The organism is Aminobacter ciceronei, from assembly GCF_014138625.1.
Lineage (GTDB): Bacteria > Pseudomonadota > Alphaproteobacteria > Rhizobiales > Rhizobiaceae > Aminobacter > Aminobacter ciceronei.
On sequence record NZ_JACJHY010000018.1, the window covers coordinates 128,829 to 151,942 of the forward strand.

Here is a 23,114-nt window from a genome sequence, read left to right on the forward strand (position 1 = left end):
CGCCAGGCCAGATCCAGCTATTCCGCTGCGCGCACGATCCCGATTTCATCTCGGCCGCCGGCGAGCAAGTCTGCAGGCCGTTCAAGTTTCTCGACATTGCTTCCCGCATCGCCACCGAAGAGGCGTGGTGGAATGCCGAACGCATTCGCAATGGCACGCTTTGGGACGATCCAGACGCGTGCCGCATCATGCTCTCGGCTCAGAAGGCCGCTCACCGGAAACTGGTGCAGGTCGTCAGCGGTCTCAATGATGAGCTCACCAACAAAAGATTGCTGAGCGCGCCGTTGCGGCGCCGGCTGCTCATCCTCGCACTGCTGATCGCCTATCTCGAAGAGCGCGGTGTCCTCGGGCCTGATTTCTTCGGACGGTTTGTCGCCGGTGCCGGCCGCTTCTTCGAAGTGCTGCGCGACGGCAACGCTCTGGTCGAGATGCTGAAGGTTCTGGAAGACCGCTTCAATGGCCATATCTTCGTTTTGAAGTATGAAGAAGCGGTCACGCTGAGAGCAAGCAGACAACTCGGCCGCTTCGCCAGCCTCGTTGAAGGTTACGAGGATGCCGGCGGTCAGCTTAGCTTCTGGCGGCTCTACTCCTTCAAGGACCTGCCCGTCGAACTCATCAGCCAAATCTACCAGCTATTCGTCTCCGACACGGACAGCTCGGTCTACACCCCGCCCACGCTGGTGCGCCTCATGCTCGACGAGGCATTGAGCTGGGACCGCATCGATCGCTTGATGGCCGGGCAGGAAATCATCCTCGACCCCGCATGCGGCTCCGGCGTGTTTCTTGTCGAGGCGTATAAACGCCTGGTTTTGCATTGGCGCAGCCGAAACGGCTGGGCGAAGCCGGGGATCGACGAGCTGCGTACGCTGCTCGAACGCGTGCATGGCATCGATCTGGAACATGGGGCGATCGAACTCGCCGCCTTCAGCCTGTGCCTGGCACTTTGCGACGCCCTCGAGCCCGAAGAAATTCGGGCGAGCGTCAAGCTCTTCCCGAAACTCGCCGATGCTTCGCTGCACCAGCGCTGCTTCTTCGAGGCCAAGGAACAGGGCCTGGTGCAAGCGCCCGTGGGCGTGGTGATTGGCAACCCACCCTTCGAATCCAGCCTCACCACGCCGGCGGCGAGACGCGCCTACGACGCCTACGTGAAGCAGTACGGCAAGCTCGCCGACCAGCAGATCGCCTACCTGTTTTTGCACGAGGCCATGGGGATGACGGCGGAAGGCGGCGTGCTCAGCATGATTCAGCCCTCCGGTTTTCTCTATAATCAGCACGCCGGAGATTTCCGCACGACCTTCTTCATGCGCTGGAACGTCCGAGAGATCCTCGACTTCGTTTCCGTTCGCGGCCTGTTCAAGAAGGGTGAAGCCGACCCCAAGGTGGTGATCGTTGTCGCCATTGCCGGGCCCTGCAATCCAACGGCGAAACTGCTGCACACCGTCTTCCGCCGAAACGGTCGCGCCAATGCCGAACAGGGTTTCGAGATCGACTACTACGACCTCTTCCGTGTGCCGCATGCCGCGATCACGGGCAGCAGCGACACCTGGCGCGCCAACCTGCTCGGTGGCGATCGGCTGCTGAGTTTCCTGCACCGACTGCGCAAGTACCGTACCCTGGGCGAGTACGCTGCCGAACGGCAATGGAACAGCGGCGAAGGCTACATCGCCGGCCAGAAAGGGATCTCGCGTCCGGCGACCCACATCGTCGGCCAAGCGCTGCTTCCAACCAAGGCGCTGGCTTCGAACGGCCTCGATCGGTCGGCAATCACAAAGGTCCCTAAGGCGCCCATCAAGGACCCGAAATCGGAGGCGCGCTTCACGCCGCCCATGCTGCTCGTGAAAGAGCACCAGGACCTCTACAACGCGATGTGGGAAGCGAGCTATCTCACCTACAAGCACGAGATCGTGGGCTTCGCCGCGCCCAAGAAGGACCTCAAGCGGTTGCGGCAACTCCGCGACTGGATCGCCTCCAACAGGCCTGCCTTGCAAGCCTATGTCGCCGGCACAAGCATCCGCTTGTTCACCCAGCGGGCGACCTCGATCGCGAGCGCCGACATTATGGCGCTTCCCTATCCGGAAGATGGCTCACTCGATCTGAGCAAGAACGAGGAGATCCTGATCGACGACGTCGTCCGGTATTGGCGCGACTTCGTGCGCACCGGCAGCGACTCCGACATAATGAAGCTCGACGGTCGACAGGGGCTGCCGGACTTTTCCGAATGCCTCACCTCGCAAATCAACACCGTCTACCCCAAGACACCCCTGCGCCCGCTTGCATCCCAGTCGTGGCCCGGCATCATCTGCCAGCCCTTTGTATTCGGAGATGGTGCGGTCGACTGGACCGGCGTCGACGATCTGCGCGGGAAGCTGGATAGCCTCCTGCGCGAACAGCGGGGCTCCACCATCACGGTGACACGGATTGCCCGCATCTATGACGGCAAGTTCATCTTCCTGCTCAAGCCCGATCGGTTGCGTTACTGGCTGCGCTCGATCGCCCTGCGGGATGCCGATGACATCCTCGCCGACCTGCGCGCCCAGGGGTTCTGAGCGTGCTCGCAGACGACGCCGAACCAAATGTTCAATCTGGCGGCCTCGAGCGCGATCTTCACTTGCCGGCCGCATGGCGCCTGGCCCTGCTGGAGTTCATTGCCGACGAGCTTCCCAAGTGGCGCGACGACCCCAAGCGTCCCGCCGAGACCGCGGAAACGTCACTGACGTCGCGGTTCTGTGCCCACATGAACAGCGCCACGAGAAAGTCCGGAGGCTGGGACTTTCTGCAATTCCGTGTCGAGGAACCCGATGAGAAGGCCGGCGGCCGCAAACTCGATCTGGTGCCCGCACCGAGCGCCGCGACGATCTGGATCGACGGGCGAGAATATACGCAATACTCGCCGCTAATCCCGATCGAGTGTAAACGCCTTCCCATCCCCACCGACCCCAGCCGGGACGAGCGCGAGTACCTCTACAGCGCTCAGTCCTCCACCGGGGGCGTTCAGCGTTTCAAGGCCGGCCATCATGGCGCTGCGCATACCATCGGGGCGATGATCGGCTACATCCAGTCCAGTGACGTCAACTTCTGGAATCGCCAGATGCGCGCCTGGCTCGACGGATTGATCGCCGAACCAGTCGATGGCTGGTCTCTCGAGGACGAACTTCGACTTCTCAAGCACGATGGGGCAACCCGGTTCGCGGCGCTCGAATCCGTCCACCATAGAACCGACCTGCCCGACATCCAGCTTCACCATCTGTGGATCGACATGGCTGGCTTGAAGCGGCAATAGGCCCGGGCGACCTCACGATGGTGCATGGTGCTTCATTCACCTAACTGACCCCGCGCATAAGGTGGGTGCGACGGCAGGACTTGAACCTGCGACCTCCCCGCCCATAATAGATGGGTCCGCCAAGACCACATCCATCTGTCGAAAACGGGGGCTCTATCCGGCTGAGCTACGTCGCGATCTCGTTCACTCGCTCTTGACGAGCGTGAGCTTGGGCTTCTTGCGGGCGAGGCGGTCCTCACGCATCTTCTTCTTCGCCGCGATTTCGATCAGCTTCTCCTCGGCGTAGGGCGTCGCTGCCGCGATCAGCCCGTCTAGCTTGTAGAGGTTCGTTTGGCTGCCGTAGGGACCGTCGCGGCGCTCGACGCGCTCGATCAGTTTGGCGTCCTCGAGACGCTTGATGTGCTTTTGGATGGTGCGCACGCCCAGCTTCAGCGCCTTGGCAATCGTGCCCACGGATGGCGACGGCGGGTTGTCTGCGCGCCACCAATACTGCGTCAGGTGCAGGATGATGTTCATGTCGATCGGATCGAGGCCGAGCGCTTCCTGGCGCTCGATGATGATGTTCGGAATGCCGCTCCAGCCCGCCGACCAAAGCGGCTTGCTCCACTTCTTTTCGTTGATCTTGACCTTCTGCTCGTCGGTCGTCTTTGCTATCGTGTCGGCCATCGGCTGACGTCCCCATGTGTTCGTTTCTACGCCATACATCTGCCCCAACCCGCTGCAAATCAAGGCTTCGGAGCAGTTGACCGGGCGAACGCTCATACGCCCTGGGACGTACGTGGGTTCGCCGGCCCCCGAATGCAATGACGGGAGTGCGGGTGGCCGTAGCGGCACCCAAAGAAGGACGTATCGCAATCAGGACTTATGGGCAGACCGACTACAGGGAAACCCATAGGACACAGTACCCCCTGTCCGAGGGTTCACCCCCAAGTGCGGATTAGGGCTGGGTTGGCGGTGCCGTGTTAGCGGTTCACGGGAGCTTCTGGTCGTCGGGCCGGGTAGCGTGCCACTCGTCGAGCAGGCTCTGTTTGTAATCCTTCACCGCGCGGAGGGCCGCCGCCTCACCGCGCAGGCTGCGCTTCCCCGCCACCACACGCGGCTCATCCTCGATCGAGATGTTGATCGCGCCATCCTGCAACTGGACCTTCACGTGCGGGAAGCCGGCGTGCTGCGATTCGTTGGGGTAGAGGACCATCTCGAAGCCGGTATTCGCCTTGACCTTGACCTCATCGAGACGCACCGCGCCTTCCGGCAGGGTCTTCAGCCAATGCTCGAAGCTCTCCATGAGGGCCGCGTGGAGCGGGGCGGAGACGGCGAAGGTATCATGCTTGGGCAGTACGCCGCGCGAGCTGAGTTGACGAGCCAGCGCAGCCTCTACTTCCTTGCTGTCTTCACCGGCGTCGATGAGCTGTTGCGCGGCGATCGGATAAGCCGCCGCCAAGGCGCTATCCAGTGCCATGCCTTGCTTTATGAGTGGCGCGGCGACCTTCCCCACCTGTTCGCCAAGCGCAAGTTCGGTCGTGGAGAAGGTCGGCAATTCGTCGGTCATGGATATCCGGGCAGGTTTGGGGCCAAAGCGTCCGGAGTCTGACCCGGATTGACTCTTTTGCCAGAGAGAACAAAAATAGAACATATCGAAAATCGGAGACGAGCGCGACGGGCATGGCCATGTCCTCGAACAGCCCTGCATTGTCCGAACTTCGGGAACGCATCGCGCGCCTCGAAGGCGGCTCTACGCGCCGGCGCGAGGTCCTTCCCTTCGGTGTCTCCGAAATCGACAGGGTGCTGCCGGGAGGAGGGCTGGCCCTCGGCGCCTTGCACGAGGTCGCCGGCGGGGCCAATGGCGCGGTCGACGGCGCCGCGGCCGCCCTTTGGGCCGCCGGCGTCGCCGCGCGAACGCGCGGCCGGGTGCTGTGGTGCGTCACGCGCCAGGATCTCTTTGCGCCCTCGCTCGCCCAGGCCGGTCTGCCGCCCGGCCGGGTGATCTATGTCGAGGCCGGCGACGAGGCGGCGGTTCTCGCCTGTTTCGAGGAAGGTCTTCGGCATGGTGGGCTGGGTGCTGTCGTCGCCGAGCTGGCGCGCCTGCCGATGACCAGCTCGCGCCGCCTGCAGCTTGCCGCAGAGGCCTCCGGTACGCTCGGAATCGCCATTCGCCGCTGGCGGCGCCAGACCGAAGCAACCGATTTTGGACAACCGACCGCTGCGGTGAGCCGCTGGCGCGTCTCCGCGCTTTCCTCCCGACCGCTGCCGGTGCCCGGCGTCGGCCGCCCCCGCTGGCGGCTCGAGCTGCTGCGCGTCAGGGCTGGGGAAAGCGCCGACTTTGAAGTGGAATCTTGCGATGCCAAGGGTCGTCTCGCTCTATCTTCCGACCTGGCCGACCGATCGTCTGCGCCGCAAGCTCGGAGCATCGGCGCCGCCGGCTGACACGCCGATTGTCCTGTTCGGCCGGCAGGGTCGCCGACGCGAGGTCCTCGCCCTCGATGCCGCCGCGCGAAACGCCGGCCTCAGGATCGGCATGCCGGCGAGCAAGGCGCAGGTCCTCGTTCCTGACATCGTCAGCCTCGAGCTCGATCCGGCCGAGGACGCGGCCGCGCTCGACCGTCTCGCGCTTTGGGCACTGCGCTACGCGCCGATCGTCGCGCCCGATCCGCCGGATGGGCTCATCATCGACACCAGCGGCGCCGACCATCTGCATGGCGGCGAGGCGGCGATGCTCACCAGCCTGGTCGACCGGATCGAGACGTCCGGCATTGCCGCCCGGGCGGCGGTCGCCGATGCCTGGGGCACCGCCCATGCCGCGGCGCGGTTCCTGGCGCGGCCGGTCTCCGTCATCCCACCCCGGCAGGCCGCGGCCGCCATGCGGGATCTGCCGATCGGCGCGCTGCGCTTGCCAACCTCGATCGTCGACGGGCTTCACTTTCTCGGCTTCGAGCGCATCGGCGACGTCGAGGACACGCCGAAGGCGCCGCTGACGCATCGCTTCGGGCCGGAGCTCATGCGCCGGCTCGACCAGGCCATGGCGCGCGCTGCCGAGCCCTTCGAGCCGTTGCGCTCGCCGGAGCAGATCGAGGTCCGCCGCGCCTTCGGCGAGCCGATCGGCGCCGCCGAGACGATCGCGCGCTATACGGGCAAGCTGGTCGACCAGCTCTGTGTGGCCCTCGAGCAGCAGGGGCTCGGCGCGCGCCGGCTCGATCTGCTGTTTCATCGCGTCGACAATCGTATCGAGGCGATCCGCGTCGGCACGGCGGCGCCGGTGCGCGAGTCGCGCCGGCTGACCCGGCTCCTCACCGATCGCATCGAGACCGTCGATCCCGGCTTCGGCATCGAGCTCATGACGCTGACCGCGACGCTCGCGGAACCGCTGCGTGACCGGCAGACCATTTCGTCGCTGGTCGAGCCGGAAGAGCCGGACATTTCCGATCTGATCGACGTCATCGCCAATCGTCTGGGCGCGAGCCGGCTCTATCGCTTCGCGCCGGTCGAAAGCGACGTGCCGGAGCGCTCGGTCAAGCGGGTAGCGCCGACTGCGCCCGAAGATGGCGCGAGCTGGCCCGGTGAATGGCCGCGGCCGTCGCGCCTGCTCTCGCCACCCGAGCCGATCGACACCATGGCGCTGCTGCCGGACAACCCGCCCGTGTGGTTCACCTGGCGCGGCATCCGGCGCCGCGTCGCCCGCGCCGACGGTCCCGAACGGATCTTCGGCGAATGGTGGCTGCATCATGCCGAGACGACATCGGTACGGGATTACTTCCGGGTCGAGGACGAAAGCGGCGAGCGATTCTGGATCTATCGCGCCGGCGACGGCGAGGATCCGGCGACCGGCTCGCACAAATGGTTCCTGCACGGGATCTTCGCATGAGCCGGCCGCGCTATGCCGAGCTGCAGGTGACCTCGCATTTCTCGTTTCTGCGGGGCGCAAGCTCCTGCGACGAGCTCTTCGCGCAGGCCGCGCTGCTCGGCATCGAGGCGCTCGCCGTGGTCGACCGCAACAGTCTCGCCGGCGTCGTGCGCGCCCACGAGGCGGCGAAGACGACCGGCGTCCGGCTCGTCGTCGGCTGCCGCCTCGACTTCGCCGACGGCATGTCGCTGCTCGTCTATCCCAAGGACCGGGCGGCCTATGGCCGCCTGTGTCGTCTTTTGTCATTGGGCAAATCACGCGGCGGCAAGGGTCTCTGCCATCTCGAGTGGGCAGATGTCGTCGCCTATGGCGAAGGGCTGATCGCGGTCCTCCTGCCCGACGCCGCAGACGACACCTGCGCCATGCAGTTGCGCCGCTTGCGCGACGTGTTCGGGACGAACGCCTACGTCGCCCTCACGCTGCGCCGGCGCCCCAACGACCAGCTGCGCATCCACGAACTCGCCAATCTGGCGACGCAGATGCGGGTGCCGAGCGTGGTGACGAACGATGTTCTATTTCATCATCCCGAGCGTCGGGTGCTGCAGGACGTCGTCACCTGCATCCGGCACAACATCACCATCGACGATGCCGGCTTTCGCCGCGAGCGCCATGCCGATCGGCACCTCAAGCCGCCCGAAGAAATGCATCGGCTTTTCAGTCGCTATCCCGAAGCCCTGGCTCGGACTGTCGCGATTGCGGAGCAATGCCGCTTCTCACTCGAAGAGCTCGCCTATCAATATCCCGAAGAGAAGACCATGCCGGGCCTCACCGCGCAGCAGGCGCTCGAAAAGCTCACCTGGGAAGGCGCGGCCCGGCGCTATCCCGAAGGCGTCCCGGACAAGGTCATCGGCCTGCTGAAGCACGAGCTCGGCCTGATCGAGACTTTACAGTATGCGCCCTACTTCCTGACCGTGAACGCCATCGTGGCCTTCGCGCGGTCGAAGGACATCCTGTGCCAGGGCCGGGGATCAGCAGCCAACTCGGCGGTCTGCTACGTGCTCGGCATCACCAGCATCGATCCCGACCGCAACAATCTGCTGTTCGAGCGCTTCGTCAGCCAGGAGCGCAAGGAGCCGCCCGACATCGATGTCGATTTCGAGCACGAACGGCGCGAGATCGTCATGCAGTGGGTGTACGAGACCTATGGGCGCGATCACGCCGCGCTCTGTTCGACCGTCGTGAGGTATCACACCAAGGGTGCCGTGCGGGACATCGGCAAGGCGCTCGGACTGCCCGAGGACGTCACCAAACTGCTGTCCTCACAGGTCTGGGGGCACGGCGAGGGCATCGACGAGACACGCGCCCGTGAGCTCAACCTCAACCTCGCCGACCGGCGCCTAACGCTAACGCTCGAGCTGGCGCGGCAGCTCGAAGGCACGCCGCGGCATCTGTCGCAGCATCCGGGCGGGTTCGTCCTGACGCACGACCGGCTCGACGAGCTGGTCCCGATCGAGCCGGCCCGCATGGTCGACCGCCAGGTGATCGAATGGGACAAGGACGATATCGATGTCCTGAAATTCATGAAGGTCGACGTCCTCGCCCTCGGGATGCTCACTTGCATGAAGCGCAGCTTCGATCTGCTTGCGGAGCACAAGGGCGTGTCGCTCGACCTCGCCACCATCCCGGCGGAGGATCCGGCGACCTATGCGATGATCCGCAAGGCCGACACGGTCGGCGTCTTCCAGATCGAGAGCCGGGCGCAAATGTCGATGCTGCCGCGCATCAAGCCGCGCACCTTCTACGACCTGGTCGTCGAAGTGGCGATCGTGCGGCCCGGCCCGATCCAGGGCGATATGGTGCATCCCTATCTTCGCCGACGAGAGGGCAAGGAGCCGGTCGAGTTCCCGACGCCCGAGCTCGAGCGGGTGCTCGGTAAGACGCTGGGTGTACCGCTGTTCCAGGAGCAGGCGATGCAGGTCGCCATGGTCTGCGCCGGCTTTTCCGCCGGCGAGGCCGACCAGTTGCGCCGCGCCATGGCGACTTTCAAACACACTGGCGGGGTCTCGAAATTCCGCGACAAGCTGGTCGGCGGCATGATCGCCAATGGCTATACGCCGGACTTCGCCGCCAACACCTTCAAGCAGCTTGAGGGTTTTGGCAGCTATGGCTTTCCGGAGTCGCACGCTGCCAGCTTTGCGCTGATCGCCTACGCGTCATCCTGGATGAAATGCCATCATCCCGACGTGTTCTGCGCCGCGTTGCTCAACTCGCAGCCCATGGGCTTTTACCTGCCAGCCCAGATCGTGCGCGACGCGATCAGCCACGGCGTCGAGATCCGCCCCGTCTGCATTAATGCGAGTCGCTGGGATTGCACGCTCGAGCCGGTGGGTGAGGACGGCCGTTTCGCCGTGCGTCTCGGCATGCGGCTGGTGAAGGGTTTGGCCAACGACGATGCGGCCGCCACTATCGCGGCGCGAGGCGATCAGCCTTTCTCGTCCGTCGATGATGTCTGGCATCGCGCCGGCGTGCCGGCAGCCTCGCTGGTGCAGCTCGCCGAGGCCGACGCCTTCCGTCCCTCGCTCGGCCTGGCGCGGCGCGAGGCGCTCTGGTCGCTGAAAGGTCTTCACGACGACCCGCTGCCGCTCTTTGCCGCCGCGTCCGAGCGCGAGCGGCGCACCATTGTCGAGCGGATCGAACCGGCCGTCACGTTGCGCCCCATGGTGGCCGGCCGCGAAGTGGTCGAGGACTATGGCCATGTCGGTCTCACGCTGCGCGAGCATCCGGTCGCCTTCCTGCGGGCCGGCCTCAGCAAGCGGCGCATAGTCACCTGCGCCGAGGCCATGGCGGCGCGCGACGGCCGCTGGCTCGAGGCCGCGGGCCTGGTTCTGGTGCGACAGCGGCCCGGCTCTGCCAAGGGCGTCATGTTTGTGACGATGGAGGACGAGACCGGCGCCGCCAATATCGTCGTGTGGGTCAAGGTGTTCGAGAAATTCCGTCGCACCATGCTGTCGGCCTCGATGCTCGCCGTGCGCGGGCGCATCCAGCGGGAGGGCGACGTCGTTCACCTCGTCGCCAACACCGTCACCGATCTCTCGGCCGAGCTCGCCAGCGTGGGCAATCGTGACACGGCGTTTCCGCTGCCGCATGGCCGCGGGGACGAGGCGCATCATGGCGGACCGGGGATCGATCCGCGCAACCTGCCGAAAGGATTCCGCCCACGCGACCTGGTCGATCCGACCCTCAAGGTCGATCCGATCCGGGTGAAGACGAGGGACTTTCGTTAGGCATGAACAACACCGGAAAGCGAATAATCGACAGGAAAAGGTTGAAAATGCCAGCAGGCATGTGCATATTAGTGCCATGCTGTACCGTCTGGAAATCGAGAACTTTTATTCGATCCGCGACCCGCAGGTCCTCGACCTGCGCATCGGCAAGAACGTGCCTGATCTGCCCGAGCGGTTCGGCAGTATCTTCCCGCACTCGGAGGAGCGCGTCGCCAAGGCGATCGCCCTGTTCGGACCCAACGGGTCAGGCAAGTCCACCGTGTTGCGCGCCCTGGCCTTCGTCTCCTGGTTCATCGGCGAGAGCTTCCAGCACAAGGGCCCGGGTCTTCCCTGCGAGCGTTTCAACGACGAGGAATCCGCCAACCGCCCGATCCGGCTCGCCATCGAACTGGGCGGATTACTCGACCTCAGCGGCGCAGAGCTCAGTGCCGAGCAGATCGCGGCCTCCGACGATCTCGGCACCTTCCGCTACGAATTGCACCTGCAGCCCACCGACGGCTTGATTAGAACCGTCACCTACGAAGCTCTGCGTATGAAGCGCAAGGGACAGGGGAAATGGCAGCGCGTGTTCGAACGCGACGCCGAGCGGAAGGTCCAGGGGTCGCGGACCTTTCCTCTTAGCGGTTTTGCCCAGGTGGTCGACAAGATCCGCGAGGATGCCAGCGTCGTCGCGACGCTCGCGCTTTTCGAGCACCAGGCTTCGAAGGTGATCCTCCAGGCGGCGGCTTCAGTCTATCGCAACATCCTCATCGACCGCACCGATCTGGGCGACCAGGCGGTAATCCAGTATCTGGCTCAGAACCCGCCGGTCGTGGCAGCGCTCAACCGCGAGCTGCAGCGCATCGACCTGGGCGTCGAAGAGATGCAGATCGTTCAGGCTGCCACCGGCCCGGTCGCGCTATTCCGCCACCAGGGCCTGCATGTCGATATGCCGTGGGGCCTCGAGAGCCACGGCACGCGCTCCTTCATCCGCATTTTCCCGCTGATCCTGCTGGCCCTGCAGCGCGGTGGCGTGGCGCTCATCGACGAGCTCGACCAGTCGATCCACCCGCTGATCCTGCCCGAGATCGTCCGCTGGTTCTACGACCCCGAGCGCAATCCTTACGACGCCCAGCTCTGGATGACCTGTCATTCTGCGTCCTTGCTCGACGACCTCGCCAAGGAAGAGGTGGTGTTCTGCGAGAAAGACAGCGGCGGCCGGTCACACGTCTACAGCCTGATGGACGTTGGCGCCGTTCGCCGCACCGACAATCTCTACAAGAAATATCTCGGCGGCGTGTACGGCGCGATCCCCCAGGTTGGATGAGGATGCGCCGGCCGATCATCAAACCGAAAACGCCGATCTTTCTGGGCTGCGAGGGAGAATCCGAACAGGCCTATGGCCAGTTGCTCAACGATCTTCTGCAGGCCGAGGGCCGTCCGGTCCACCTCGAGGTGGTGAACCTCAGTCCCGGCGCTGGCGACCCCATCGCACGCCTCCGGCGTGCCGCCCAGGAGATCGCCCGGCGCCGGCAGCGCCGCTCTGAATTCGCACGGCGCGCCGTTCTCCTCGACCTCGATCAGGTCCAGAACGACAATCAGCGACGCCAGCAGGCGGAGCAGCTCGCCAATCAGCTCGACATCCGCATCATCTGGCAGGAGCCGTGCCACGAGGCCCTGCTGCTGCGTCACCTTAACGGCTTTGCCCAGCACCGCCCGCCCTCGACGCCCGCCTCGGCTAACGCCCTCAATGGCGCCTGGCCGCAATACGCCAAGCCCATGACCAAGATCCTCCTGGCGCGTCGCATCGGACTTGCCGACGTCCGTCGGGCCGCCAATGTCGAACCCGCGCTTGCCGCCTTCCTTCACGATATCGGGCTTCTGCCCTGATCCCTCATCCAGAAAGCACACGCATGTACAACCTCTTCGTATCGGGATGGGAAGACGAGTGGCAGGGCGATCCATGCGTCCTCGACCTGAGCCGCTGCGTCCGCCACCACGAGTACACCGATGAGGCGATTGCCCAGAAATACGGCGCGCTCGACGAGGCGGCGCTCAAAGAACTGACCCGGTTGCCGTCGATCTTTGCCTACGAGGCCGGTCGCAAGCAGGATCCAAAATTCGGGATCATCCGCGAGGTTACGGTGCGCCGTGGTCAGGTGCGGATCGAATACGAGTTCATCCCGGTCGATCCCTTCCTGGTCGCAGATGATTTCGACGCCCTCAGCTTCGAGCTCGACATCGGCAATTGGGAGATGAACCGCACGCATTGGGCGGTCAAGGATGTCAACCTCCCCAAGGAACTGCATACCGCCCGGGGCATAGTTCTGCCGTCATGGACAAGACAGGCCGGGCGGGCGGTCGACATCACCCGCCATAATTTCGAGGTAGGGCTTTCGTTTCCCGGTGAAGCGCGCGGTCTGGTCGAGCAGGTCGCCCGCGAGCTCGAAGCCCGCATCGGCCCGCATGCCTATTTCTACGACAACAACTATGTCTCCCAGCTTGCGCGTCCTTCCCTCGACACCCTGCTACAGGACATCTATCGCAACCGATCCAAGCTGATCGTTGTGTTTCTCGGCGAGGACTATCAACGCAAGGACTGGTGCGGCGTCGAGTTTCGGGCCATCCGCGAGATCATCATGGCGCGGGAAGATCAGCGTGTCATGTTCGTGCGCGTCGATGAGGGAGCCGTCGATGGTGTGTTTCGCACCGACGGCTATGTCGATGCGCGGCGCTTCAACCCGGCTGAGATCGCACAGTTCATCGCCGAGCGCGCCGCGCTCATCCCCTAGGCTGCTGCCATTACGGTCGCGGGCAACGCAACGCACCGCCGGTCCACCAGCACGTGACGCCGCTTGGGTGCGCCGGGATCGGTGAGCCGGGGCGTCACCGAGACGATCGCGACCTTCCAGTCCGGCAGTCCGGGCTGCGGCGCGGCCATCACCCCCGACAGCACCGTCAGGCCCCGGCGCTCGAGTTCGGCCACGCAGGCCAGAACATCGTTGTAGAGGTCGCGCCGGCCACGCTCGGACGGCGTGGAGTCCTCAATCATGTCGGAGAGGATGAAAGATCCGAGATCCAGCCATTCGCCGAGATTGGCGATGTCGGCATCATAAGTGTCGGGCACCTCCGGCCGATGGATGAGATAGGCTTGGCACTTGGCCGCGTCGCGGATCGCCTTGTGCGTCTTCATCGGCGCCACGGCCACCGGTTCGAGATGGCCATAGGTTTCAATCATCTGTTCGGCGGCCATCTCCGGCCCTATCGGCAGGCGCGGGGTTGTGAAAGCACCCCGCTCATAGCCGAGCGCCTGCGCAATGCGATCGAGCGCCTCGTCGCTCACCTTGTCGCCGCGTTCGACACGCTCGACCGTGGACAGCGAGACGCACGCAAAGTCGGCGAGCGTCGTCGCCTTCCACTGCTTGAGATGCCGGCCCCAGCGCACCACCATGGCGACGAGTTCGACCGGCGGCGCCGTCGGCACATCGACCGGCTTGTTGGGCAGTTGCTTGATCTTGTCGAGAAGTTCCTGGGCATTCATGGAAGAAGTCTCCTTTCGTGCCGACGAACATGCCTCAAGCTTGCCAAACAAAAGAGACCGAAACGCCCTTCACCGAGGACCCGATGCTGGCTCATTGCTTGCCCTCGCGCACCATCTCGACGTCGAGCGAGCCTTCGGGCAATGGGCGCAGCAGCTCGGCCTGCGGCTTCGTCAGATAGAGCCAGGCGGCCCAGTCATTCGGTCTCAGCACGACGACCTGCCGGTCATGATAGGGCGCGATATCCGGACCCGGCGATGTCGTCAGCATGGTGAAGCTCACCGGCTGATCGCCCTCTGGCTCCCGCCAGAGCCCCGCGATCGCGAGGAACGGCGCGCCGGTGAGCGTGAAGCGGTGCTTGGTCTTGGGATATTTGGTGCCCGTGAACTCGAAGAATCCCGACGCCGGGATCAGGCACCGCCCACTGTTTGAGAAATCCCGGCCTTCCGACCGGAAATTGAACACCGGCCCGCCCTTCGGTCGACCGGGAGCGAAGCTAAAGTTCATCTGCGCCAGCTCGACGCCATTGCCGGCGGCCCGCATCACCGGCGCCATGTCGTTGATCCGCACCATGTCCGACTGCGGCAGGTCGAGCTCAGTCTGCTGGGTCGGGATACCGAGCTCGAGATCCTGCATCATCCGGGTGTATTCGACCCAGCGGACATGTTGTTCATAGGCGTTGCACATGCCCAGCATCGTGCCACGAAAGGCCGATCAATTCGAGCGGCGCACTCCCTCTTCAGGTTGCCAGGCTTGACCGGTCACCGGCGCCCGGCCTCGAAGCACGCTCACCATCGTCCTCAGGACTGCTTCGCCGGCTAGGCCGCCGGGGCCTTGCGGGACGATGCGCGTTTCGGTGCCGTCGCGCTCTTCGCCGCACTGCCGCGCCGGGCCGGAGCGTTGACGCTGTCCCCCTTCTTTCGGCCGAGCCCGAGTTCCTTGGCCACGCGGCTGCGCTGCTCCGAATAGCCAGGGGCGACCATGGGGTAATCAGAGGGCAGGTTGTAGCGTGCCCGGTACTCCTCGGGTGTCAGGCCATGCCCGAACAGGTGTCGCTTCAGCGTCTTGTACGGCTTGCCATCGATCAGGCTAACGATGTGATCCCTCGAGGCGAGGCTCGCCTTCACCGTCACCGCCGGAACCGGCGCCGGCACTGCTGGCGCCTCCGCTGTCTTTTCGCTCTCCGCCAGAGCGGCTTTGGTCGTGCGGATCAGATCGGCGAGCGCATCGCTCGGCACCGCGTTGTTCGAGACATAGGCGCTCAGCAATTGCACGGTCAGCGTGGTGAGATCGGGGTTGTCAGCCTCGGGCATCGGGCTTTCCTCGTTCATTGTCGACATCGACTGCTACGCTCTGCCTCCTGGCACGTCCGAAAACAGAAACGAGATCATCCGGAAAGTCAAAGCCTCGGCACGAAGAGTGGTGCCTTGTTCTCACTTTACGGCCCGCGGCCTCACTGCTTGACGATGCGCCGTGCCGTTGGCCGCACCGTAGCGCAGGCGGGCGTCCCATCCTTGTCGGTGCCGATGACGGTTGTCTCAATGACGGCTCCCTCATTGGCCGCGCGATCCAGGAGGTCCTGTCCGATGTCGTGAATGTCGATCTTCATCCGGCGGGACCAGGGCGAGGAGGGTTCACCTGCCAATTGGCCGATGCGAATATAGACAAATCTTCGCACGGGGCCTTCGGGGCGCACCTGATCGCCGAAGAACTTGGGGCCAGCACCCACGCGAATCTGGAAATCGAACGAAAGGGCCTCGCCTTCGCGCGAGCGCTTCGGATCGAGCGGTGTGCCGTCCTTTGCCTGAAGGCTATGCAGCACGCCAACGACCGGCTGTTCGATGACGATCCGCAGATTGACGACGCTCTGATCTGTTCGTGCCACGCGAGTTTCCACTTCCCGATCGAGACGCTCACATACCATTCGGACGTCGAGATCCATACTATGCTGCCCGTGTCAGCTTGAGGTATTGCCGAAGTTGGGCGTCCTCCTGGCGGAGCCGGGCTGTCGGCACAGCCGAAGCCCCCGCAAGCGGGTCTTCGCCCTGGCGGGCGTCCATCCCTGACGCGGAAGGTGGGGCAACCGGCGAGCGAGGGGAACGATCATGCTTGCGGCGATCGGGACATGGCTAGAGGGAAGGCGGGCCATCCGCCGGCGCTGGCAGGCTGGCGCCCGCGCCCTCGTCACCGCCGACGCGCACAACGCCTACTACGAAGCGCAACGACGCGCCGCTCGCGCCCGGGTTCGTAACGATAGAGCTGCGTTCTATCATTGGGCCAAGGTGGCCGCCGAGATCGCCCGGATCGCGCCGCTTGCCGGAATGGACATCGATGTCGTGCGCGCCGTGGTCGCGGAGGAGGAGCGCCGGGGAACCTGACGGGGCTCGCCCTGCCGCTTGCGCGCTGCGCCCGGCAAGGGAAGCTCTCGCCGCGGCCTGCCTTGATGCGAAACCCGGCACAAACGACGGGTTGCCGGCCGCGCCCTTGCCGGCCTTGCTCTTCGCGGCCTTCGGGTCCTGCCCTGACTGTGTGGGGCGGGAATCGAATAGAAGGGAGCGCGTCAGGGCGCGCGAGGAAGAATGGAAAAAGCCGAGCTGGAAGAGCTGAAGGACAAGGTCCCCTGCGCCGCCGTACTGGAGCGTGCCGGGTTCGCGCTCGACCTCAAGGAGAGCACCCGCAAGGCGATCAAATATCGCCGTGACGCACAGATCATCATCGTCATTCATGAGGGCAAGGGCTGGTTCGATCCGCTCTCTGATGGCAAGGGCGATGTATTCCGCTTGGTCGAGCATCTCGAGGGCGTGCCCTTCGTCGACGCGATGAACGATGTCGCTGGCCTCGTCGGTTTCGTGCCGTCCGAGCCGGTCTGGCAGCGCGAGTCCCGCGAGCGCGAGCCGGACCTGTCGATCCCGGAACGCTGGCAGGCCCGTCGCAAGCCGTGGCGCGGGTCGGCGACCTGGCGCTATCTCAGCGAGGGGCGTCATCTTCCCGACCGCGTCGTCCGGGCCGCCATCGTCTCTAATGTTCTGCGCGAAGGCCCGCATGGCTCGATGTGGGCGGCGCATCTCGATGAAGATGGCGCCGTTACCGGGTGGGAGGAACGCGGCCCAGCCTGGCGTGGCTTCGCCAACGGCGGCACCAAGGTGCTGTTCCGGCTCGGCCGGCCCGATGCGCTGCGCCTCTGCGTCACGGAGGCGGCGATCGACGCGATGAGCCTCGCCGCACTCGAAGGTCTGCGCGCCGACACGCTCTATCTCAGCACCGGCGGCGGCTGGTCGCCGGCGACCGAGGCGGCGATCGGCGCGCTCGTGGCGCGAACCGACGTCCAGCTCGTGGCCGCCACCGACAATAACAAGCAAGGCGACATCTATGCCGACCGGCTCCTGGCGATCGCGGCCGAGTCAGGCTGCCGCGCCGAGCGGTTGCGTCCTGTGGCGGATGACTGGAACGCCGATCTGAAAATGAGAACGGAGGAAGGAGAGGAGGAGGAAGCAAACCGAGTGCCGCATGCCCGCCGGTCGCCTCAAGGGTGAAGCTTCGCCCGGCGCACGCGCCGGCCCTTGACCCGCCCGGACGGAGAGGCGGCCGCGGGGGAGGGGTCCGGAAGGGCCGAAGAAGATGGTGATCCATAGGGGATGAACCGCGCTCCGGCCCGAGAATGGCCAGGAGCCTCCCCATGACCCAGTCTTCCATCCGCAAGATCTATTTCGGCGTTACCGATCGCCGGCAGATGTTCCGCCTCTTCGACCGCCACGCCCAGCGGCCCTATCGCTGGGAGAGCGACGACAGCGCGCTGTTCGCCGGCGAGTGGTTCGAGATCGCCCGCGCCGAGCACGACTACATGCTCGACCTGCTGCCGCCGCTCTGGATACGCGGCGAGATGTTCGCGATGCGCGAATTCCTCACCGAGAGCGTCACCAGCGTGTTCTACACGCTGCGCATCGACGGCAGGACGCGCTACTTCCACGCCTATTGCGACCTGGTTCAGTCGCGCTCGCCGGTCGAGATGCGCGACGCCATTGTCGCGCGCGAATCCTGGCCAGTGAAGGCGATGACGCGGGTCGAGCGCCTCGAGCATGTCTGGAGCACCACCCACGATGAGTATCGTGGCTATGCCGGTGAGCGCTTCCTACCCGAGCATCGCGGCAAGCGCACCGTGCTGGTCTATTGCGCGGGACGCACCGAGCTCAAGCTGCTGGACGACCTGACCGACGAGGAGATCGCGGCCAAGCTGCCGGTGCATCTGAGGCACCTTCCTCTTCCGACATCACCGACGGTCGGCACGCGGCGATCGACCTGCGCCTCGTCGATCCCGACAATGACAATGAGCCGGACAACAAGCTCAATGATCTCGTCGCCAATGCGCTTCGCATCTGGCAGGAGACGGCCGGCAGCGCCTATGTCCGCCCGGACGGCCAGCTGTTCGATCTGACCGGCGCTGCGCAGATGATCTTCTCCGACCTCGGCACGATCAGTGTCGAGAAGACGCGCGGCTTCTCGGCTTATCGCTGGATCCGCGACGAGCTGGTGCGTCTCGGTGTGCCAGCGTCCGAGATCGCCTTCATGCAGGATTTCAAGAAGTCGGAGGCCAAGCAGCGCCTCTTCGGCGACGTCCGCGCAGGCAAGGTCCGCTTCCTGATCGGCTCGTCAGACACGATGGGCACCGGCGTCAATGCCCAGCTCCGGCTCAGGGCCCTTCACCATCTCGACGTGCCGTGGCTGCCCTCGCAGATCGAGCAGCGCGAAGGACGCATTCTTCGGCAGGGCAACCAGCACGACATTATCGACATCTTCGCCTATGCCACCGAAGGCTCGATGGACGCCCAGATGTGGCAGAACAATGAGCGCAAGGCTCGCTTCATTGCGGCGGCGCTGTCGGGCGACACGTCGGTGCGCCGGCTCGAAGACCTCGGTGAGGGACAGGCCAACCAGTTCGCCATGGCCAAGGCGATCGCTTCGGGTGATCCGCGTCTGATGCAGAAGGCCGGGCTCGAAGCCGACATCGCACGCCTCGAACGGCTGCGGTCCGCGCACCAGGACGACCAGTTCGCCATCCGCCGGCAGGTCCGGGATGCGGAGCGCGATATCGAATATTCGACGCGCCGGATCGGCGAGATCGGTCAGGACCTCGCGCGCCTGGTGCCCACCACGGGCGAGGCATTCCGAGTGACGGTCGGCGAGGCGGTGTTCACCGAGCGCAAGCTCGCCGGCCGGGCCCTGATGACCGAGATCCTCACCCTGGTGCAGCTGCAGCAGTCGGGCGACGTCGTCATCGCCGGCATAGGGGGATTCAATCTCGAATATTCCGGCGAGCGCTTCGGCCAGGATGGCTATCGCTATGCCACCATGCTGGTGCGCACCGGAACCAGGACGGAAATCGAGCTGCCCGTCACCACTACGCCACTCGGCGCGATCGCCAAACTCGAGCACGTCCTGGCCAGCCTCGACGAAGAACAGGAGCGTGCACGCCACCGGCTCGCAGAAGCCGAGCGGCGGCTTGCATCATATCGCTCGCGCGAAGGCGGTGCCTTCGCCATTTCCGACGAACTGGCCGCCAAGCGCCGGCACCTCTCCGAGATCGAAGAGTCGCTGGCGCAGGATATCGACGGCATTCGTGCCCCTGAGGGGCAGGCGGCATAGTGGCCTCTGCCAGCAGAGCCGAGGGGCGTCCCAGAAGGAAGCGGGAGAATGAAAAAGCAAAATGAATTGCTCGCAGATCGGGTGGTCCGCCGACGCTGGCGCTCAATCGCGCCCGTCGCGATCCCGGCCCGTCATCCTGCGCAGGGCTGAAGAAGCCCCGCTTGGCCAGCCGGGCAGGGATGCTCGGCCGCAATTGCACCGGCCCGCCCGCTCCGCGGGCCGGAGGGGGTCTTCGGAAAGAAGACGGAAAAGGACCGGTGACGAGGCCGCGTCCATACCCCTCCAAGGAGCATTCCCATGGAACTGAAGTTTGTCGATCCGCGCTCGCTCAAGGACAATCCCGACAAGGCGCGCCGCTCCAAGTCCAGCCCGCAGGCTGAAGGACACGCGCGCCGCGCTCGTCGAGCACTTCAAGGAGGGACACTTCGTCCACCCGGCCGCACTGTTCGCTCCCGATGCGACCAGCCTGACCGAATGGCTGGCGAAGAGCGCCGTCATCGAAGTCGACGAGGATGAGACACCTGAGAGCGAGGACCTCGGTGGCGAAGACCAGATAGTCGACGACGATCCCGCCGACGAGTTCGAGGAGGGCTACCGCGACGCCGCCGAGTAGCCTCCCGCCTTCCTTCTTTCGATCGCCTCTGCCGCCGCCGGTCTCCCCCGGCGGCGGCTTCGTTTTCAGCCTCACCAAAATGGAGGACAGTATGTCCGCACACACGATCCTCGAGCACGCACCCATCGGCGCGATCGTCGCCTGGTCCGACGGAACACCGCAGCCGCCGGAACGGCACCACCGAAAGCTCGACGCCTGGACGACCAACAACAGTCAGGGGCGTCTGATCCGCAAGCAGGGCGTACCTGGCGCCGGCGTCATCGACCCGCATGCGAGCTTCACTCTGCATGAGGCCGACTATGGCGCCGGCGGCGTCATCGCCATCCGCGTGCATCGGACCTTCTCGCTCGCTTCCAGCCTGAGCTTCGCCATCGTCGAGCGACCGGCCGTGGGATCGGTTCGCGTATTCGACCGCGCCGGCGACCATGCCGAGCTTGTGTATCTCGCGCCACACCGCGCTGCGGCGGAGCAATGGCTCTTCGAGCACGGCTATCCCAATGCCGTGCTCGAGGAGGTTTCGCCCGACGAGGCCGCTGCCGACGCTGTCGAGGGGAGGGCCGCCGCATGAGCCCGGCCCAGACTTTGACCCCGTCACAAGCCCCGGACCTGTCCGCGGCTTCGTTCGGCTGGAGTGCCGACGGCCTCCTCGTCGCGCTTGTCGCCGAGCACGCCTATGCCATGGTGCCCGGACGGGACGGCACCCACTTTCTCGCCACCAGCTGGCGCATCGGCCGGCCGATGACGGAATGGACCCGCTCCGACTTCTATGGTCATGGTGGTGACCTCGCCGACGAGACCGCATTTCGGTCAAAGGTGCTGGAGCAGGCGCAGCACTTTGAAGAGCGACGCCGGCTCGGCCGCCGCGACATTCGCGGTGGCGCACACACGCCCTGGGGGCCTTCGCAGGGCGGCATTGTCTATGCCGAGGGCGTCGCCGCGCATTCGACCGCCGGCCACGGCGGCTTCAAGCTTTCGGCCGATCGGAACCGCAAGGTCCACTCCATGCTGCGCGCGACGGACGGATGGTATGAAGAGGACGAGTGCTGGGCGATCGTCGCCTTCACCTTCCCGCACCTCTTCACCGCGTTCGAGCGTCGCCACGCCGAGCGGACCATAAAGGACTCCTGGCCGGATGCGTGGGAAGCAATCTTCGGTACTATCCTCGGTCCAGGAGAATCCCGCACCAAGGATAAGCGGGCCTTCGACGCGGCGCATGCCAGCGACTGGATCGTCGTTTCAGCGATCACGTCGGCGCAGCAGACCGGCTTGGTCGAGTGTGTCGCGTCGCTTGGCGGCAAGCGCGGTCCGGGCACAGAGGAGCGTCGGTTCCTGGTGCCGGCCGACGAATACGATATTGGCCGGTTCGGTTTCGTCATCGATCCCGACCGCCATGCCGTCTATGCCGGCCCGTCCAGTTTCATCGGCTGGCAGGGAAGGGGGTCGCCATGACCCTCGCGCCAGAGTTTCGTCGGCAACTGACCCGCATGGAGGAGGCGCGCCGGCAGACGCAGCGTCAGTTGGACATGGTGGACCGACAGATCACTAGGCGCATGTCCGCGCTGATCCCCGGCCTGTTGCCACGCCGGACGCACTCCCGCCGGGGCAAGGCGCCCGATCCTGGCGCGTTTCTCGAGCGCTACCGCACTCAGCTCGCCGCGCTGACCGCGGAGCGGCAGCCGGAGATCGACGCCCTGTCGCGCAAGCTGGCGCGGCAGGAGCAGGCGATCACCACCTTCATCGAGCGGCACGGCCATGATGCCGGCATCAGCGAGCAGGTTTCGTGACGTCTGAGATCGTCTCGAAAGCGGCCGATGGGGTCGATGGCGCGCTGGCCGGAGTGGGGCATCGGGCGACCAGCATCGTGGCGGTTCTCCCGTCAGGGACACATCGCGGTCAGGCGGGTGAACGGGCAGTTGGTCATGGCTGCCTGTCCTAGGATTCCCATGTCGAAATCGAGGTCCGTGCCGGTCCTCCCACGGGCTTTGTGCGGTCCTGAACCGGCGGCCGTTCGCTTCAAGGCCGCGTTCCGCGCCGCGAGGCGGCCGGATCGAACCGGTCTCGACATGGCAGGCCCGCGTCCCACGCGAGGGCTGAAGAAGCCCTGCTTGGCCGCAAACCTTCCATGCTCGCCTCGGTCCGCCCGGACCCTGAAGCGCCCGTCATTCCGCCGGTTCTCTCGGTCCGCGCCCGAGGGAGGGCCGGCACGGAGCCGGTTCGAGCTTCGGGAACCAAAGAAAGGACACACCATGACCAAGAAAGCTGCCAACTCACGCCCCGGCGCCCGGGTCGTTCCGCTCCGCAAGGGCACCACGCTGCACATGGTTCGGCTCGCCTGCCCCGACTCCGGACAGTGCTCCCTCATCTCCGAGAGTTTTGGCCTGCCCGTCCTCGACAGCAACGGTATCCGTGACCTCCACGAAAAGCTCATCGTCGACACCGCCGCGGCGCTCGACGAAGGCCTTGGTGAACGGGCCATGCAGATCCACCTGCAGCGCATCGTCGGGGCCTATGTCGGTTCCGCCTTCGGTGCCGGTCAGTTCTACAGCCGGGCCGTCTCGGAAGCTCGCGATGCGACCGCCAAGTCGGCCTGCGACGACCGGGACGAAGATGTCGGTGGTCCGGTCGGGTTCGATAGCGCCGCACAGCGCAAGCGTGAATTCGCCGCCGACATGGCCCTCCAGGCGCACGCCCTGCGCATGGCCGCCGAGGGCACCGTCGCTGCCTACCAGCAGGTCGTCGGCGAAGCCTGGAAGCCTTTCGAGCGGCCGGTCGAGAACCCCGGCCAGACCGTCGACCGCAAGGCCGCCGAGCTCCAGATGGCGGCACTCGGATGAGCCGCGGGGGGCGGGGCTTCAGCCCCGCCCTTCTCTCCGAATTCCGACATGACCGAAATGGGGTGGATTCCTGCCCGTCCGGTTCTGAGCGGTGGAGTCGGAAAAGC

General features: G+C 65.2%; 22 protein-coding genes, 1 tRNA gene and 2 pseudogenes. 17 read left to right on the top strand and 8 right to left on the bottom strand.

Annotated features, from left to right (window positions below; genetic code table 11):
• Positions 1 to 17: 17 nt before the first annotated feature.
• Positions 18 to 464, bottom strand: a complete 447-nt coding sequence (locus tag HNQ95_RS33725) for a hypothetical protein (protein ID WP_246340879.1) — start codon at positions 462 to 464, stop codon at positions 18 to 20.
• Here HNQ95_RS33725 and HNQ95_RS18880 point away from each other — a divergent pair.
• Both HNQ95_RS18880 and HNQ95_RS18885 read left to right on the top strand, forming a co-directional pair.
• Entirely contained in the window at positions 429 to 2,546 is a 2,118-nt protein-coding gene (locus HNQ95_RS18880; protein ID WP_246340880.1) for an HsdM family class I SAM-dependent methyltransferase, read from the top strand. The genes HNQ95_RS33725 and HNQ95_RS18880 overlap by 36 nt on opposite strands.
• Positions 2,547 to 2,548: 2 nt before the next feature.
• Positions 2,549 to 3,280 carry a hypothetical protein gene (locus HNQ95_RS18885; protein ID WP_182574985.1) on the top strand — a complete coding sequence of 244 codons (732 nt, stop codon included), beginning with the start codon at positions 2,549 to 2,551 and terminating at the stop codon, positions 3,278 to 3,280.
• Between the two features lie 62 nt (positions 3,281 to 3,342).
• Here the strand turns inward: HNQ95_RS18885 and HNQ95_RS18890 are convergent.
• From HNQ95_RS18890 to HNQ95_RS18900, 3 genes are all read right to left on the bottom strand, one after another.
• A tRNA-OTHER gene (locus tag HNQ95_RS18890) sits at positions 3,343 to 3,456 on the bottom strand.
• Positions 3,457 to 3,463: 7 nt separating this feature from the next.
• The gene (locus HNQ95_RS18895; protein ID WP_182574986.1) at positions 3,464 to 3,946 is read right to left on the bottom strand and encodes a helix-turn-helix domain-containing protein; all 483 of its coding nucleotides are present in this window, start codon (positions 3,944 to 3,946) and stop codon (positions 3,464 to 3,466) included.
• A gap of 304 nt (positions 3,947 to 4,250) precedes the next feature.
• Positions 4,251 to 4,829 (bottom strand): hypothetical protein, encoded by a 579-nt coding sequence (locus tag HNQ95_RS18900; protein WP_182574987.1) that lies wholly within the window; start codon positions 4,827 to 4,829, stop codon positions 4,251 to 4,253.
• Positions 4,830 to 4,942: 113 nt separating this feature from the next.
• Between HNQ95_RS18900 and HNQ95_RS18905 the strand changes: the two genes are divergently transcribed.
• The 6 genes from HNQ95_RS18905 to HNQ95_RS18930 all read left to right on the top strand — a co-directional run bounded on the left by HNQ95_RS18905 (position 4,943) and on the right by HNQ95_RS18930 (position 13,173).
• Positions 4,943 to 5,704 carry an ImuA family protein gene (locus HNQ95_RS18905; protein ID WP_182574988.1) on the top strand — a complete coding sequence of 254 codons (762 nt, stop codon included), beginning with the start codon at positions 4,943 to 4,945 and terminating at the stop codon, positions 5,702 to 5,704.
• Positions 5,619 to 7,139, top strand: a complete 1,521-nt coding sequence (locus tag HNQ95_RS18910) for a Y-family DNA polymerase (RefSeq protein ID WP_182574989.1) — start codon at positions 5,619 to 5,621, stop codon at positions 7,137 to 7,139. The genes HNQ95_RS18905 and HNQ95_RS18910 overlap by 86 nt, the downstream gene beginning before the upstream one ends.
• Positions 7,136 to 10,402 (top strand): error-prone DNA polymerase, encoded by a 3,267-nt coding sequence (locus HNQ95_RS18915; protein ID WP_182574990.1) that lies wholly within the window; start codon positions 7,136 to 7,138, stop codon positions 10,400 to 10,402. Before HNQ95_RS18910 ends, HNQ95_RS18915 begins: the two co-directional genes overlap by 4 nt.
• A 76-nt stretch (positions 10,403 to 10,478) precedes the next feature.
• Positions 10,479 to 11,708, top strand: coding sequence for an AAA family ATPase (locus tag HNQ95_RS18920; RefSeq protein ID WP_182574991.1), 1,230 nt, complete (start codon positions 10,479 to 10,481; stop codon positions 11,706 to 11,708).
• Between the two features lie 2 nt (positions 11,709 to 11,710).
• Positions 11,711 to 12,271 (top strand): RloB domain-containing protein, encoded by a 561-nt coding sequence (locus tag HNQ95_RS18925; protein WP_182574992.1) that lies wholly within the window; start codon positions 11,711 to 11,713, stop codon positions 12,269 to 12,271.
• Between the two features lie 23 nt (positions 12,272 to 12,294).
• Positions 12,295 to 13,173 carry a toll/interleukin-1 receptor domain-containing protein gene (locus HNQ95_RS18930; RefSeq protein ID WP_182574993.1) on the top strand — a complete coding sequence of 293 codons (879 nt, stop codon included), beginning with the start codon at positions 12,295 to 12,297 and terminating at the stop codon, positions 13,171 to 13,173.
• On the opposite strand, the gene HNQ95_RS18935 is transcribed toward HNQ95_RS18930, so the two are convergent.
• The 4 genes from HNQ95_RS18935 to HNQ95_RS18950 form a co-directional block, all read right to left on the bottom strand.
• On the bottom strand, positions 13,170 to 13,922 hold the full coding sequence (locus HNQ95_RS18935; protein WP_182574994.1) for a helix-turn-helix domain-containing protein: 753 nt from the start codon (positions 13,920 to 13,922) through the stop codon (positions 13,170 to 13,172). The two genes, HNQ95_RS18930 and HNQ95_RS18935, sit on opposite strands and share 4 nt — an antisense overlap.
• Before the next feature lie 91 nt (positions 13,923 to 14,013).
• On the bottom strand, positions 14,014 to 14,607 hold the full coding sequence (locus HNQ95_RS18940; protein WP_182574995.1) for an SOS response-associated peptidase: 594 nt from the start codon (positions 14,605 to 14,607) through the stop codon (positions 14,014 to 14,016).
• Positions 14,608 to 14,738: 131 nt separating this feature from the next.
• Positions 14,739 to 15,233, bottom strand: coding sequence for a Ros/MucR family transcriptional regulator (locus HNQ95_RS18945; protein ID WP_182575031.1), 495 nt, complete (start codon positions 15,231 to 15,233; stop codon positions 14,739 to 14,741).
• Positions 15,234 to 15,373: 140 nt separating this feature from the next.
• Positions 15,374 to 15,862: a DUF5990 family protein gene (locus tag HNQ95_RS18950; protein WP_210283817.1), complete on the bottom strand. Its 489-nt coding sequence runs from the start codon at positions 15,860 to 15,862 to the stop codon at positions 15,374 to 15,376.
• A gap of 163 nt (positions 15,863 to 16,025) precedes the next feature.
• On the opposite strand from HNQ95_RS18950, the gene HNQ95_RS18955 reads away from it, so the two are divergent.
• The 9 genes and pseudogenes from HNQ95_RS18955 (at position 16,026) to HNQ95_RS18995 (ending at position 23,007) form a co-directional block, all read left to right on the top strand.
• Positions 16,026 to 16,298, top strand: a complete 273-nt coding sequence (locus HNQ95_RS18955) for a hypothetical protein (RefSeq protein WP_182574996.1) — start codon at positions 16,026 to 16,028, stop codon at positions 16,296 to 16,298.
• A 201-nt stretch (positions 16,299 to 16,499) separates the two neighbouring features.
• Positions 16,500 to 17,453, top strand: coding sequence for a DUF3991 and toprim domain-containing protein (locus HNQ95_RS18960; protein WP_182574997.1), 954 nt, complete (start codon positions 16,500 to 16,502; stop codon positions 17,451 to 17,453).
• Positions 17,454 to 17,596: 143 nt separating this feature from the next.
• Positions 17,597 to 18,178, top strand: a pseudogene (locus HNQ95_RS18965) (DUF1419 domain-containing protein); the annotation flags it as partial.
• A 2-nt stretch (positions 18,179 to 18,180) separates the two neighbouring features.
• Positions 18,181 to 19,560, top strand: a pseudogene (locus tag HNQ95_RS18970) (helicase-related protein); the annotation flags it as partial.
• A 310-nt stretch (positions 19,561 to 19,870) separates the two neighbouring features.
• Positions 19,871 to 20,173: a hypothetical protein gene (locus HNQ95_RS18975; RefSeq protein ID WP_182575000.1), complete on the top strand. Its 303-nt coding sequence runs from the start codon at positions 19,871 to 19,873 to the stop codon at positions 20,171 to 20,173.
• A 91-nt stretch (positions 20,174 to 20,264) separates the two neighbouring features.
• Entirely contained in the window at positions 20,265 to 20,741 is a 477-nt protein-coding gene (locus HNQ95_RS18980; RefSeq protein ID WP_182575001.1) for a UCP036055 family protein, read from the top strand.
• Positions 20,738 to 21,622, top strand: a complete 885-nt coding sequence (locus tag HNQ95_RS18985; protein WP_182575002.1) for a DUF7007 domain-containing protein — start codon at positions 20,738 to 20,740, stop codon at positions 21,620 to 21,622. The genes HNQ95_RS18980 and HNQ95_RS18985 overlap by 4 nt, the downstream gene beginning before the upstream one ends.
• On the top strand, positions 21,619 to 21,957 hold the full coding sequence (locus tag HNQ95_RS18990) for a hypothetical protein (RefSeq protein ID WP_182575003.1): 339 nt from the start codon (positions 21,619 to 21,621) through the stop codon (positions 21,955 to 21,957). Before HNQ95_RS18985 ends, HNQ95_RS18990 begins: the two co-directional genes overlap by 4 nt.
• A gap of 462 nt (positions 21,958 to 22,419) precedes the next feature.
• Entirely contained in the window at positions 22,420 to 23,007 is a 588-nt protein-coding gene (locus tag HNQ95_RS18995) for a hypothetical protein (RefSeq protein ID WP_182575004.1), read from the top strand.
• Positions 23,008 to 23,114 lie beyond the last annotated feature (107 nt).

Coding starts and splice junctions, on each gene's coding strand:
- HNQ95_RS18880 (WP_246340880.1), top strand. CDS start 429: ATGCTGAAGGTTCTGGAAGACCGCTTCAATGGCCATATCTTCGTTTTG.
- HNQ95_RS33725 (WP_246340879.1), bottom strand. CDS start 464: ATGGCCATTGAAGCGGTCTTCCAGAACCTTCAGCATCTCGACCAGAGC.
- HNQ95_RS18895 (WP_182574986.1), bottom strand. CDS start 3,946: ATGGCCGACACGATAGCAAAGACGACCGACGAGCAGAAGGTCAAGATC.
- HNQ95_RS18900 (WP_182574987.1), bottom strand. CDS start 4,829: ATGACCGACGAATTGCCGACCTTCTCCACGACCGAACTTGCGCTTGGC.
- HNQ95_RS18905 (WP_182574988.1), top strand. CDS start 4,943: ATGGCCATGTCCTCGAACAGCCCTGCATTGTCCGAACTTCGGGAACGC.
- HNQ95_RS18910 (WP_182574989.1), top strand. CDS start 5,619: ATGCCAAGGGTCGTCTCGCTCTATCTTCCGACCTGGCCGACCGATCGT.
- HNQ95_RS18915 (WP_182574990.1), top strand. CDS start 7,136: ATGAGCCGGCCGCGCTATGCCGAGCTGCAGGTGACCTCGCATTTCTCG.
- HNQ95_RS18920 (WP_182574991.1), top strand. CDS start 10,479: ATGCTGTACCGTCTGGAAATCGAGAACTTTTATTCGATCCGCGACCCG.
- HNQ95_RS18925 (WP_182574992.1), top strand. CDS start 11,711: ATGCGCCGGCCGATCATCAAACCGAAAACGCCGATCTTTCTGGGCTGC.
- HNQ95_RS18930 (WP_182574993.1), top strand. CDS start 12,295: ATGTACAACCTCTTCGTATCGGGATGGGAAGACGAGTGGCAGGGCGAT.
- HNQ95_RS18935 (WP_182574994.1), bottom strand. CDS start 13,922: ATGAATGCCCAGGAACTTCTCGACAAGATCAAGCAACTGCCCAACAAG.
- HNQ95_RS18940 (WP_182574995.1), bottom strand. CDS start 14,607: ATGTGCAACGCCTATGAACAACATGTCCGCTGGGTCGAATACACCCGG.
- HNQ95_RS18945 (WP_182575031.1), bottom strand. CDS start 15,233: ATGCCCGAGGCTGACAACCCCGATCTCACCACGCTGACCGTGCAATTG.
- HNQ95_RS18950 (WP_210283817.1), bottom strand. CDS start 15,862: ATGGATCTCGACGTCCGAATGGTATGTGAGCGTCTCGATCGGGAAGTG.
- HNQ95_RS18955 (WP_182574996.1), top strand. CDS start 16,026: ATGCTTGCGGCGATCGGGACATGGCTAGAGGGAAGGCGGGCCATCCGC.
- HNQ95_RS18960 (WP_182574997.1), top strand. CDS start 16,500: ATGGAAAAAGCCGAGCTGGAAGAGCTGAAGGACAAGGTCCCCTGCGCC.
- HNQ95_RS18980 (WP_182575001.1), top strand. CDS start 20,265: ATGTCCGCACACACGATCCTCGAGCACGCACCCATCGGCGCGATCGTC.
- HNQ95_RS18985 (WP_182575002.1), top strand. CDS start 20,738: ATGAGCCCGGCCCAGACTTTGACCCCGTCACAAGCCCCGGACCTGTCC.
- HNQ95_RS18990 (WP_182575003.1), top strand. CDS start 21,619: ATGACCCTCGCGCCAGAGTTTCGTCGGCAACTGACCCGCATGGAGGAG.
- HNQ95_RS18995 (WP_182575004.1), top strand. CDS start 22,420: ATGACCAAGAAAGCTGCCAACTCACGCCCCGGCGCCCGGGTCGTTCCG.